Annotated in this window: 13 protein-coding genes; 10 read left to right on the top strand and 3 right to left on the bottom strand. The window is 68.6% G+C overall.

What is annotated here, in order from left to right; all coding sequences use genetic code 11:
- Positions 1–32 precede the first annotated feature (32 nt).
- The 10 genes from ACFWIW_RS11500 (at position 33) to ACFWIW_RS11455 (ending at position 8,482) form a co-directional block, all read left to right on the top strand.
- A complete protein-coding gene (locus tag ACFWIW_RS11500) occupies positions 33–275 on the top strand; it encodes an anti-sigma factor family protein (protein WP_378368538.1) in 243 nt (80 codons plus the stop codon).
- Positions 272–907, top strand: a complete 636-nt coding sequence (locus ACFWIW_RS11495) for an RNA polymerase sigma factor (RefSeq protein WP_378368369.1) — start codon at positions 272–274, stop codon at positions 905–907. Before ACFWIW_RS11500 ends, ACFWIW_RS11495 begins: the two co-directional genes overlap by 4 nt.
- Positions 908–1,022: 115 nt before the next feature.
- Positions 1,023–2,273, top strand: a complete 1,251-nt coding sequence (locus ACFWIW_RS11490; protein ID WP_378368368.1) for an MFS transporter — start codon at positions 1,023–1,025, stop codon at positions 2,271–2,273.
- Positions 2,274–2,506: 233 nt separating this feature from the next.
- Positions 2,507–3,217, top strand: a complete 711-nt coding sequence (locus ACFWIW_RS11485; protein ID WP_378368367.1) for a BTAD domain-containing putative transcriptional regulator — start codon at positions 2,507–2,509, stop codon at positions 3,215–3,217.
- Between the two features lie 162 nt (positions 3,218–3,379).
- A complete protein-coding gene (locus ACFWIW_RS11480; RefSeq protein WP_378368366.1) occupies positions 3,380–4,921 on the top strand; it encodes a hypothetical protein in 1,542 nt (513 codons plus the stop codon).
- Positions 4,922–4,939: 18 nt separating this feature from the next.
- Complete coding sequence (locus ACFWIW_RS11475; protein WP_378368365.1) at positions 4,940–5,377, top strand: hypothetical protein; 438 nt, start codon at positions 4,940–4,942, stop codon at positions 5,375–5,377.
- Entirely contained in the window at positions 5,377–6,363 is a 987-nt protein-coding gene (locus ACFWIW_RS11470; protein ID WP_378368364.1) for an FHA domain-containing protein, read from the top strand. The genes ACFWIW_RS11475 and ACFWIW_RS11470 overlap by 1 nt, the downstream gene beginning before the upstream one ends.
- A 10-nt stretch (positions 6,364–6,373) precedes the next feature.
- A complete protein-coding gene (locus ACFWIW_RS11465; protein ID WP_378368363.1) occupies positions 6,374–6,658 on the top strand; it encodes a hypothetical protein in 285 nt (94 codons plus the stop codon).
- Complete coding sequence (locus ACFWIW_RS11460; RefSeq protein ID WP_378368362.1) at positions 6,655–7,887, top strand: cation:proton antiporter; 1,233 nt, start codon at positions 6,655–6,657, stop codon at positions 7,885–7,887. The genes ACFWIW_RS11465 and ACFWIW_RS11460 overlap by 4 nt, the downstream gene beginning before the upstream one ends.
- Before the next feature lie 76 nt (positions 7,888–7,963).
- Positions 7,964–8,482, top strand: a complete 519-nt coding sequence (locus tag ACFWIW_RS11455) for a DM13 domain-containing protein (protein WP_378368361.1) — start codon at positions 7,964–7,966, stop codon at positions 8,480–8,482.
- 536 nt (positions 8,483–9,018) lie between these two features.
- Here ACFWIW_RS11455 and ACFWIW_RS11450 read toward each other — a convergent pair.
- The 3 genes from ACFWIW_RS11450 to ACFWIW_RS11440 are packed head-to-tail and all read right to left on the bottom strand — an operon-like array spanning position 9,019 to position 12,114.
- Positions 9,019–9,420 carry a thioesterase family protein gene (locus ACFWIW_RS11450; RefSeq protein ID WP_378368360.1) on the bottom strand — a complete coding sequence of 134 codons (402 nt, stop codon included), beginning with the start codon at positions 9,418–9,420 and terminating at the stop codon, positions 9,019–9,021.
- Between the two features lie 22 nt (positions 9,421–9,442).
- Positions 9,443–10,849 carry a pyridoxal phosphate-dependent decarboxylase family protein gene (locus ACFWIW_RS11445; RefSeq protein ID WP_378368359.1) on the bottom strand — a complete coding sequence of 469 codons (1,407 nt, stop codon included), beginning with the start codon at positions 10,847–10,849 and terminating at the stop codon, positions 9,443–9,445.
- Positions 10,846–12,114: a diaminobutyrate--2-oxoglutarate transaminase gene (locus ACFWIW_RS11440; RefSeq protein WP_378368358.1), complete on the bottom strand. Its 1,269-nt coding sequence runs from the start codon at positions 12,112–12,114 to the stop codon at positions 10,846–10,848. The genes ACFWIW_RS11445 and ACFWIW_RS11440 overlap by 4 nt, the downstream gene beginning before the upstream one ends.
- Between the last annotated feature and the right edge of the window lie 9 nt (positions 12,115–12,123).

Genomic DNA, 12,123 nt, shown 5'->3' with positions numbered 1-12,123 from the left:
GGCCGATCTGCCAGACTGTCGGCGTGGACGAGATGTCATGCGCGGAACTGGTCGAACGGGTCACCGATTACCTCGAAGAGGCACTCGACCCGGAAGACATGGCGCGGTTGAACAATCACCTGATGGTCTGCGAGAGCTGTGAAAACTATCTTGCTCAGATCAAGGCGTCGATCCGGGTTTCGGGCAGCCTGCCGAGCGAGGGACTGAGCAAGGAGGCTGAGGCTGGTCTAGTCGACATTTACCGGAAGTGGCTTGCCGAACGAGACAATCAGTGATCGAAGTGGACCTCGAGGCGCTGCGACGTGGCGACGACATGGCCTTCCTGGAACTCGTGAACGCCTACCATCCCACTTTGCTCCGGCTTGCCCTCCTGTATTCCCCGTCGCGGGAGGTCGCGGAAGAAGCCGTGCAGGAGACGTGGATCGCGGTACTCCGCGCGCTCGACGGCTTCGAGGGCAGGTCCACCTTGCGCACCTGGATCTGCCGGATCCTGATCAACGTCGCGCGCCGGAGATCAGCCGCGGAGAACCGGTCTCTCCCGTTTTCGAGCGTCGCCGACGGCTCCGACGGCCCGGACGCCCCGGCGGTGGAGCCGGAACGCTTCCTGCGGTCCGGTCCGTACGTCGGCCATTGGGCCAGTCCGCTCCACGACTGGTCGACCATCCCCGAACACACGCTGCTCGCCGGGGAACTGCAGGACGTCGTCGCCCGTGCCATCGAGGGTCTGTCCGACAACCAGCGGGTCGTCATCACCCTGCGCGACGTCGAAGGCTGGACCAGTGACGAGGTCTGCGAGCTGCTGAGCGTGGACGCGGGCCACCAACGGGTGATCCTGCACCGAGCACGCAGTCGCGTCCGGGCGACGCTGGAACGCTACCTGTCACCCGAAGTGACTGGCGCTAGCTGAACGTGTTGGATAATTGCCCCGAAAGTACTTGTAACGGATAGCGGTCTCGCCCCCTCTGAAACTTCGCAAGCTCGAAGTTGTGCCGCCCTCGAGGCGGAATCGAAAGGGGAGCTCGATGACGACCGCAGAAGAAGCACCCACCCGCGAACCGGCCGAAGACGCTGGTTTCCGCGCGTACCTGAAGGTGGCGAAGACTCCCGGCATGCGCGGTTGGCTCTTCGTCGTGCTGTGCCAGCGGCTGCCGATCGCGATGTCACCGCTCGCGCTGGTGTATCTCGGGCATCTGGCGAGTGGTTCGTATGCCGTCGGCGCCTTGATGGCGGGCGCGTTCGCGTTCGCGGAGGCCGTGGCCGCGGGGGTGATGGGACGGCGCTTCGACCGGCGCCCGGCGGGGCCCGAAGTACGCCTGGTGCTCGGTATCCAGGCCGCGGCGCTGCTCCTGCTCGGGATACCGGCACTGGCCAACCCCGGGCTCCTGCCCGCCGCGGTCATGATCGCGCTCGCCGCGATCGCCGGCGGCGTGGCCTCCGGCGCGCACGGCGGGCTGCGCGCCTTGCTGGTACGCAAGGTCGATCCGGTCGCGCACCACGCCGCGCTCAGCCTGGAAGCCACGCTGACGACGCTGTTGTGGGCGATCGGCCCGGCCGTGGTCGGCCTGGTCGCGCTGGCGGCGGGCCAGGTGTGGCCGATCGTGGTGATCGCGGCGATCGCGCTGGTCGGCGTGCTCGGCGCCGGTACTTTGCAGGATCCGGGCCCGGTGGTGAAGTCCGGGGACGAGGCCAAACCCGCCGACGTCCGGGTCTGGCGGCTCAGCTGGCCCGCCTTGCTGCAGGAGGGTGCCGTGATGCTCTGTGTCGGTGCCGCCTACACCGGGCTTCCTTCGCTGCTCGAACATGTCGGCACCCACGCCGGGATCGCCGGTCCGGTCCTCGCGGTGTTCGCCGGCGCCGGTCTGGTCGGCGGCATCGTCTACGGCAGCCGCAAATGGCCGGGCGCCTACCGCACCCAGAGCTTCGTGCTGGTGCTCGCCGTGACCGCGATCGTCGCGGCGGCGGTGGTGTCGCCGACGGCCGCGCTGATCATCGGCCTCATGATCGTCTCCGGTCTGGCGGGCACGCCCGCGCTCACCGCACGGGCGGCCGGGATGCAGGCGCTGCTGCCGGAACGGGTCTGGGCGACCGGGTTCTCCGGCCTGTACGCGGCCGGCGGCGTCGGATTCGGTGTCGCCGGACTCGCGGTGGCCTCGCTGCTCGAGCCGGCGGGGATCCGGGGCGCGCTGCTCGTCTGCGTCGGGATCGCGGCGGCGGCCACCGTGATCGGTGGCATCGCCGAGGCGAAGATGTCGAAGACCCCCGCCGGAGTGTGACCGGCGAGGTGTGATGCACGGGGCCCGTGGGGAGCCGAGTCCATCGACACAGTCAGTGGTGCACGTTTACCGAATCGGCAGCCAACTTGCCTGTTGGGGGTACAGAAATGTTGACCAATTCCGATCGAGTACCTGTCCGCGTCTTGACCGATCCGACCTGGCTTCGCGATTCACCGCGGGGCACCGACCTGAAAACCGCGAGGGTGGTTCACCTCACCGCGGCCAAACCTGCGATGACGGCGCAGTGCGAACTCAACCTTCTCGGCGACTTCCGGCTCGTGGTGCACGGTGAGCGAGTGACGGTGGGGCCCAGTGCGCAGCGGCTGCTGGCCGTGCTGGTCTGCCTTGGCAAGCAGGCCGCCCGGACCACGATCGCGCACGCGCTTTGGCCGGACAGCCCCACCGCACGCGCACACGCGAATCTGCGTACCACCTTGTACCGGCTCCAGCGGGCCTGGCCGGATCTGGTGCTGTCGACGAAAACCGATCTGCGGCTGTCACCGACGCTGCGGGTGGACGTCGAAAGCACACGTGCGATGGCGATCTCTTTGCTCAACACCCGTCCAGGTGAGGAATCGGCGCTTCTCGACCGGCTGCAGTGGACGAATTTCGCCGAGGACATGCTGCCGGGCTGGGACGACGAGTGGCTCGCCGATCATCAGCTCAGCTATCGCCGTCTGCGGCTGGACGCGTTGGAGCGGCTGTCCGCTCTGCTCGTCTGCCGTGAAATGCACGGTGCCGCCATCCAGGCGGCACTGGCCGTCATCCAAGCCGATTCGTTGCGCGACAGCGCACACGAAGCGCTCATCCGGGTCTATCTCGCGCAAGGCAACCGCCACGACGCGATGAGTCATTACCGTGACTACCGGCTGATCCTTCGTGACGAGCTCGGCCTGGAACCGCCCGAGGCACTCGGCAGGCTTCTCTGGCAAGAGGCCGCCTGAGGCGGAATCCGCCCCTCCCCCGGCACCGGGCCGCGTCGGCAGACGCGGCCCGGTGTCACGTTGGGACAACGGTGGCGCGACGCCCGATACCCGATCGTGAACGTGCGGCCTTTGCCGGTGAGTACCGGCGCTCCACGACGAACGACCAGGACGGTGAGCGACGTGACAGAAGTAATCGATGTCCCTCAAGGACCGAAGGGAACCGTTGGCCTGCCACCGCTGCTGCACTCCAGCGACCAGTGGACGGACAGCATGGTGACGGATGCGGGCATTCCTCTGCAGGACAAGCCTTTTGTGACCGTCGGCGGCGGAATCGGCTCCTTCGTCATGACCGACTACCTGCGTATCGCGGGTGGCCTGCCGACCTCGGACATCCAGGTGGTGTCCAATCTGAGCCATCCGTGGCAGACCTACGAACATCTGGCCACGGCGTCCCAGATCGCGCTGGACAACAGGATCCGGTCCGACGCGGCGTCCCGTCCGGACAACATCTGGGGATTCCCGTCCTACGCGGTTTCCGAAGCGATCCGCAAACGCACGATCAAACCGCTGATGCAGGTTCTGGTGGAGCCGGTTTTCGCCGACTTCTACACCCCGCGGCTGCGCGCGGTACTCGAGTCGATCGACCGGGAGGCACGTCGTATCCGGTACTGGGACATGCTCGAACGCGGTGACGTCGAGCTGGTCCGGCGGCGCGTGGGCGGAGGGTATTTCGTCGTACACGCCGACCGGCGGGCCGCCGAACCCGTTTTCCGCGCGGTGCGGTGCCGGGACGTCCATCTCGCCGTCGGTTACACCGGTCTGCAGTTCCTCCCGGAACTGCAGGAGTTCCGCGAGCGGATGAACGACTTCCACCACGTCGTCAACGCCTACGAAGACCACGAACACGTTTATCAGGCCTTGCGGCTGAAGCCGCGGACCGTCCTCGTCCGCGGCGGAGGGATCGTCGCCTCGCGGGTCGTGGAGCGGCTCATCCGGGAGCGCGTCGAACACGGTACGCGGACGCAGATCGTGCACGTCCTCCGGACTTACGTCGCGGGCAAGCACGGGAAGCACGCTTGGGCCCGGCGCCGCGGCCAGGACGGCTTCGCCTATCAGGGATTCAACTACCCGAAGTCGGTCTGGGGCGGGCAGCTCAAGGCCGAGATGAGGCGGCTCGACGCCGACGCCCGTTCCGAGGTCTACCGGGAGATCGGGGGGACCACGACGGCTTGGCGGCGGGAATGGCAGCGGCAGATGCGCCTCGCGCGTTCGCAGGGCTGGTACCGGGTGCTCAACGGCACCTTCGAGGACCTGAAACCGGACGGGGACGGACTCGAAGCACGGCTCCGGGTGGCGGACGGCGGGCTTTCGATCCGCGCGGACTTCGTCATCGACTGCACGGGGCTGAACGCCGACGTGACCGAACACCAGGTACTGGGTGATCTCCTGCAGCGCGGCGGGGCGCGGATGAACGGCCTCGGCAGGCTCGATGTCGACCGGGCCTTCGCGGTGCGCGGTGCGGACAGCGGGATGGGCAAGCTCTACGCGACCGGCGCCGCGACGCTGGGTGGGCCGTTCCCCGGTGTGGACACCTTCCTCGGGCTGCAGATCGCCGCCCAAGAGGTCGTCGACGACGTGGCACGGCGCGGCCATTGCCGCCGGATGGGCCCGATCTCCTCGTTCTCCGGCTGGCTGCGCTGGGCGACCGGCCGCGAAATCTGACTCGGAAGGGGAAAGCTCGTGGTACCGACGCTCTGCGGTCGCATCCAGACGCGACTATTCCTGCTGGCACTGGTCGGCGGCGTGCTCACCGCGCTGCTCGTGCCCGTGCTCCCGGTCGACGCCCCTCGTCCCGAGGTCTACCAGTCCGCCTTCGTCGTACTGGCCGCGGTCGCGGTGCTCGGGATCGGCTGGGAACTGCTCTACCACCTCCTCATGCAATGGCGCTGGGAGAAGGATTGGCCGACGATGTTCGGTCTGCTCACGCTGGTTCCGGAAGGGCTGCTGGTCGGTTTTCTCGCCGTGAGCGGCGTGTTGCCCTGGCTGCCGGGGCCGGTGCCCCTGAACGCCTTCGTCCTCCATTTCGTGGTCGTCTGGCTCGGCGTGTGGCTGGTCGCGAACGGCCCGATGCGGGTTCCTTTCATCCGGTGGCGCTTTCGCGGCGGGAGGTTGATGTGATGAACGAGCAAGCCATGAAACTCGCTCCGGGCAACGGAATCCTGGTCCGTTACCCCGGTTTGGTGCTGCTTTTCGACGTGACCGACGACGAACTGACCGCCGAATTGCTCGCCGCGGCGGGTACGGCGGCGGAGCAGGACCAGCCCGGACGGCGGCTGGGGGAATCGCTGATCCGGCTGCTCGCCACCGCCGAGGGGAAACTGCCCGGTCTCTGTGCCTACGGTTCGGTGGAGGGTGGGGTGGCCGTGCTCGTGCACGGTCCGGCCACCCTCACGATCCGGACGGAAGCGGACGAGATGCGCCTCGACGGCCGGGACGCGGTGACGCTGGTGGACAAGGTGGTTCCGGACCCGGTTTCCTCCCTCCAGGCCGTTCTGGGCGAGGCCGGCGCGGACGCCGACACCTGGTCCGCACTCGGCACCGGGGTCGTGCGCGCGGACGCGTTCTGGGTCGGCGGCCCGACCGTGGCGGAACCTTCCGCCGAGGAACCGGCGGTGGCGGAGGAAACGCCTCCCGGACCGCCGGGAGTCTCCGGGGTGCGATGCCGGAAGGGCCATTTCAACGACCCGTCCTTGAGTTACTGCGGGATCTGCGGGATCGGCCTCACCCAGGCGGGTAAGGCACCCGCCCACAGCGAACGGCCGTCGCTGGGTGTGCTGATGCTCGACGACGGGACGTCCTTCGCCCTGGACAAGGAGTTTCTCCTCGGTCGCGCACCGGAACAGGCCGAGGAGGTGCGCAGCGGGACGGCGACCGCGCTGAAGCTGCACGATCCGGCCGTCTGTGACGTGCACGCGCGGATCAGCCTCGACGGCTGGGAAGTCGGCGTCACCGACGTCGATTCGGTGAACGGTACGTACCTGCGTGCCCCCGGGACGGGTACCTGGGTCCGCTTGCCCAGCGGGGTGCGCAGCGTGCTGCGGCCCGGCGCCGTTGTCGCCGTCGGCGGACGGCAGTTCCGATACGACACCTATCGCAAGTCATGAGGTGATTCCGATGAACGGAGCGTCCGGCCGTCAGGTCAGCCGTGGGGTTGCCCACCTGACGGCACCGCCGACGGTGCCCACACCCGACTGTGGCGACCTGGTTCTCAGCCTGACCGATCTGTCGGTGCTGACGGGCAAGGTCAGCCGGTACGTCGAGCAGCTGCGGTTCCTGCTCGCGGACCGGCCGACCGTGACCGCGCATCTCCAGCAGGCCCAGTCCTACGCGGGCGACCTGAGACGCAAACTCGACCATGCCGCCGGAATGCTGGCCTACAACACCGGCTGTGACTCATGACCAGTCTGATGATGCTGATCGACATCGCCGTCATCGTGCTCGCCGCGAAACTCGCCGGACGGCTGATGGGCCGGATCGGCCAGCCCGCGGTCGTCGGCGAGATCGCCGCGGGCGTGGTGCTCGCCGCCGTCCTGCGCGGCGGCGACGTGGCCGACGTGGTGTTACCCGGCGAGGTGAAGGACGCCCTGCACGCGATCGCGACGGTCGGGCTCGTGCTGTTCATGTTCACCATCGGCCACGAATGGAATCACCGGCTGCTGCGGAACAAGGGCCGGGCGGCGGTGGGCATCGCGCTGGGTTCGACCCTGCTGCCCTTCGCCCTCGGCGCCGGGCTCGCCGTCTGGCTGGCGAAGACGCACCAGTCCGCCGAACCGTTGATGTTCGTGCTCTTCCTCGGCACCGCGATGTCGATCACCGCGTTACCCGTGCTGGCCAGGATCGTCACCGATCGCGGGCTCAGCGGCTCGACGGTCGGCGGGCTCGCGGTGGCGTGCGCGGCGATGGTCGACGTCGTCGCGTGGGTGATGCTGGCCGTCATCGTCGCGATCGGTGGCGGGAGTTCACCGTGGCAGATGCTGCTGGTGGTGCCCTACGTGCTGATCCTGGTGTTCGCGGTACGGCCGGTGCTCGCGCGGGCGTTGTCGCGGTTCACCGGACGCGGCGGGTTCGGCTCGATCCTCGCCGTGCTGTTCCTGTCCGCGGCGGCGACCGAGTGGCTGGGCATGCACTTCGTCTTCGGCGCCTTCCTGTTCGGCGCGGCCCTGCCGCACAAGGAAGAACCCGCGGTGAAGCGGCGGGTGGAGGAGATCGGCAGGCTCTGCCGGACGTTCCTGCTGCCGATCTTCTTCGTCACGGCGGCGCTCGACGTCGACGTCTCCGGTTTGCACCTCGACGGCCTCGGGGAACTGGGCCTGATCCTCCTGGTCGCGATCGGGGGCAAGGTGGGCGGGGCGTACGCCGGCGCGCGGCTTTGCGGGCTGCGTCCCGGCGAAGCGGCGTCCGTCGCGTCGCTGATGAACGCCCGCGGCGTGACCGAGCTCGTCGTACTGCAAGTGGGACTCCAGCTCGGGGTGCTCGACACCAGGCTGTATTCGCTGATGGTGCTCATGGCGCTGATCACCACGGCGTTGACCGGACCACTGCTCACCCTGGTGCGCAGGCGGTCCCGGTGGAGCGGCCAGGAACCGCTGGAACCGGATATCCGGCAGCGGGTCGAAGTGCCCGGATGAACCAGTGCCTGCCAGTCGACCCCGAGTCCTGGCAGGCACTGCCTTTTCGTTTCCCTGCTACCTCGAAGGATTCGCCATGAAGAAACGGTATTTCCTCGTTCCCGGCGCGCTGACCGGCGCCGTGGTGCTGGCCACCGGCCTGTATCTGTTCCAGCCGTGGCGGGTGGTCACCTCGACCACGGTCTCCGACCGGCTCGTCACCGCGACCGCCGGACCGGCCGCGCGGGAGGCGGCCCCGGCCGTGCTCGTCGCCGCGGGCGGTTTCCGGTCGCTGGAACACGAGTCCTCCGGTCGCGCGCAGTTGGTGCGGCTGCCGGACGGTGGCCATCTCGTCCAGTTCGTTGGCCTGGACACCAGTGACGGCCCGGATCTCCACGTCTACCTTTCCGACAAGCCGGCGTCGTCCGAGGAGGCGGCGTTCGGCACCGGCTTCACCAGCCTGGGCAAGCTGAAAGGCAACCGGGGCGATCACGTCTACCCGGTCGCCGCCGGCACCGATCTCGCCTCGGTCCGGTCGGTCGTGATCTGGTGCAAGCGGTTCTCCGCCGGCTTCGGGGTGGCCCCGCTCGAGAGCGCGCGGGGCACCGGGTCGTGAGTGTCCACAAGGGACATATCGCGTCGATCGGGCACCCGATTGATACCTTTATGTCCGTTTCTGGACGGGGTCGTGAGTGATAATGAGGGTTAGAACCACCCAAATCACTCACGACCCCCACGCAAAGTGGCCAAATCGGGCATTTTGCCGCTGAATGTGTCCCTTGTGAACAGTCAAGAGCGCGCCAGGTCTCAGTGGTGAGCATGCTCTCGCCACCAACTTCATCACGCCACGCCACGTTTGACTTACCTCTCAATAGAACGACCCTTACCACTCACGACCCCCGAGCTCACGTGCCGGAACGGACGACACGCGTGATCAGACGGACGACACGCGTGACCAGGAGGACAGGACTCGGTGTCGTCCTCCTGATCACGTGTGTCGTCCTCCTGATCACGTGTGTCGTCCTCCTGATCACGTGTGTCGTCCGGACCGACACGGACACAGACCCGCGGCCACAGGAACACCTGGCCGTGAGGGCACAAGGAAATCCCCGCCGGATAGGTCCGGCGGGGATTTCCTTTGTGCCGTCACGGTCAGGTGGGTGACGCGTGGTCCTTCCCCGCGAGCCGGGCGAGGAACCGCGACCGGCGCACGACCGCCCGGGTGTGGGTACCGCTCAGGATCTCCTCCCGGTCGTCACGGCCGTAGACGTCGAAGACGAGCTTGCTGCCGGTGCGCTCGCGCAGGACCGCGGTGAGCTGGACCTCGCGGCCAGCCGGGGTGGGGGCGAGATGGCTGGAGTCGTGGCTGAGGCCGACGGTCATTTCGTCGTCCTCGAGATAGCCCTCGAGCGCCCGCATGGCGGTGATCTCCCCCAGCCACAGCAGAACGGGGGTCGCGAGCACGGGAAGGTCGTTGCGCCAGCGGTCGGCGGTGTCCTGGTCGGTGACCTCGTGGCGGTAGTCGGCGCGCACGGTGTCGGGAAGGGGCTTCATGGGATCCGTCCTTTGCGAAGGGTCAGGCCGCCGCGGGCACGGCGGTGGTGGTCTCGACCAGGTCCAGCAGATGGCCGAGGTGGTGTTCGGTGACTTCGGGATTGAGAAGGGTCAGTTTCAGCCAGACCAGGCCGTCCACGGTGGCCCGGCCGAGTACCGCGGTACCCGCGATGAGCAGCTCCCGGCGGATGCCCGCGACCAGGTCGTTGCCTTCGGCCACCGGCAACGTGTCGGCGGCGACCGGACGGAACAGGACGGTGCTGATCTCCGGCCATGCCTGAAGGCGGAGCCCCGGCCTGGCCGAGATCAGCCCGGCCAGTGACGCGGCCGCGTCACAGCACCGATCGGTCAGCGCCGCCAGCCCCTCCCAGCCCAGCGCCTGGAAGGTCACGGCGAGCTTGAGCGCGTCCGGACGGCGCGACGTCCGGATCGACCGGCCGAGGAGGTCCGGGAAACCGGCTTCCTGGTCGTCGTTCGCGTTCAGGTAGTCGGCGACCAGCGAGAGCGGGGAAAGCTGCTGCTTCGAACGCACCGCGAGCAATCCGGCCGGCAGCGGCTGCCAGCCGAACTTGTGCAGGTCCAAAGCCACCGAACCGGCCCGTTCGAGGCCGGCCAGCCGGTCCCTGCGCGAGCTGAACAGCAGGCCGCCGCCGTAAGCGGCGTCGACGTGGAGATGGCCCTGGTGCCGTTCGGTGATGTCCGCCATCGGCCCGATCGAGTCGATCACGCCGCGATCGGTCGTCCCCGCCGTCGCCACCACGAAATGCGGGCCGGGGACCTCCGACAGCACCGATTCGAGCGCATCGAGGCTGAGCCGCCCCTCGATGGCCGGAACCGGGATCGCCGGCGGAAGTCCCAGCATCCACGCCGCCCTGCCGACGCTGTGATGTGCCTCGGCCGAACACACCACCCGCACCCGTCCGAGCTCCTCCCTGGCCAGCAGCAGCGCGACGAGGTTCGACTCCGTCGCACCCGTGGTGACCACCGCGTCGGCGTCACCGTGGCCGGGATAGACCAATCCGGCGATCTCGTCGGTCACCAACCGTTCGATCTCGGCGGCGGCCGGTGCCTGATCCCAGGAGTCCAGCGACGGATTGAGCACGCTCGCGGCGAGGTCCGCGGCCGCGGCGACCGCCAGTGGCGCGCCGTGCAGATGCGCGGCACACAACGGATCGGCCGGATCCGCCGCGCCGGCGGCGACCGCGCGCACGATCGTCGAGAGCGCGCGGGTGGCGCCGACCCCCTCTCGGGGCAGGATCGACGACACCCGTGCGCGCACCGCCGCTTCGACCCGCGCCGGACCGCCCGGCGGCACCGGCCCGCCGCGCCGCCGCCGTCCCTCGCCGAGCGCGGTCAGCGTGACTTCGGTCAGTTCACGCAAGGTCTCCAAGCCCGCCGGGGTGGCGGCCAAGGGCTCCCGGGCGGTCATGCCGCCATCCCGACCAGCGCGGTTTCGACCACGGTGTCGGAGATCCGTCCGGCCGTCTCGGCCCATTCGGACAACGACATCGTGAGCGGCGGCAGCAGTTTGAGCACCCGGCCGTCCCCGGAGGTCTCCGCGATGATCGACGCCCGGAACAACGCGGCCCGCACCTGCTCGGCCAGCTGGGCGCTGGCGAACCGCAGGCCGCTCATCGTGCCCCGGCCCGCCGTCGTCGCCATCCCCTCCGGCAGTCGCGCGACCAGGTCGCGCAGCGACTCCCTGATCGCGACGCCCAGTTCCGGCACGTGCGCGACGAAGGCCGGATCGGCCCAGTAGTCGAGTGCCGCCGTCCCGGCCACGAACGCGAGGTTCTGACCACGGAAGGTGCCGTTGTGCTCGCCGGGTTCCCACTGGTCTCGGTCGCGCCTGACCAACAGCATCGCCATCGGCAAACCCATCCCGCTCAAGGATTTCGACAGACAGACCAGATCCGGCCGGAGCTCCGGGACATGCTCGAAGCTGAAGAAGGTCCCCGTACGTCCGCAGCCCGCCTGGATGTCGTCGACGATGACGAGCGCGCCGACGGCGTCCGCGACCCGGCGGATCCCGGCCAGCCAGGCCCTCGACGCCACGTTGAGCCCGCCCTCACCCTGCACCGTCTCCAGCAGGATCGCGGCCGGTGGGGCCACCCGCGACGTCGGCCGCAGCATATGCAGCAACTCCGCGGCCGTGTCCGGATGGCCCGGCCCGTTGTCGTAGTCGACGAGTGTCACGCTCGGCAGGATCGTCCCCGCCGCCCTGCGCAGCAGGGGCGACGTGGTCGCCGCCAGCGAACCCAGTGAGGCGCCGTGGAAACCGCCCCTGAACGCGATCACGTTCGCCCGTCCGGTCACCTTCCTGGCCAGCTTCAGCGCGGCCTCGACCGCGAGGGTTCCCGCCGGGCCGGGGAACTGCATCACGTAGTCCCCGAACCCCTTGGGCGCCAGCACCTCCGCGGAGAATCGCCGCAGGAACTCCGCTTTCGCGGTGGTGTGCAGATCGAGCGACTGCACCGGACCGCCGCCGGCGAGATACTCGGTCACCCGCTCGACGATCCTGGCCGGGTTGTGCCCGTAGTTGAGCGATCCCGCGCCGGACAGCAGATCGACGTACCGGCGACCTTCGGTGTCCCAGAGGTAGTGGCCGCTCGCGCGTTCGAACACGGCCGGAAAGCTGCGGCAGTAGCTGCGCACCTTCGACTCATGGCGTTCGAACACAGTCTGGTCCATCATTCCTATCAC

Origin of the sequence: Amycolatopsis sp. NPDC058340, assembly GCF_042723975.1 — a bacterium.
Lineage (GTDB): Bacteria > Actinomycetota > Actinomycetes > Mycobacteriales > Pseudonocardiaceae > Amycolatopsis.
This window is presented reverse-complemented; position numbering and strand designations above follow the sequence as displayed.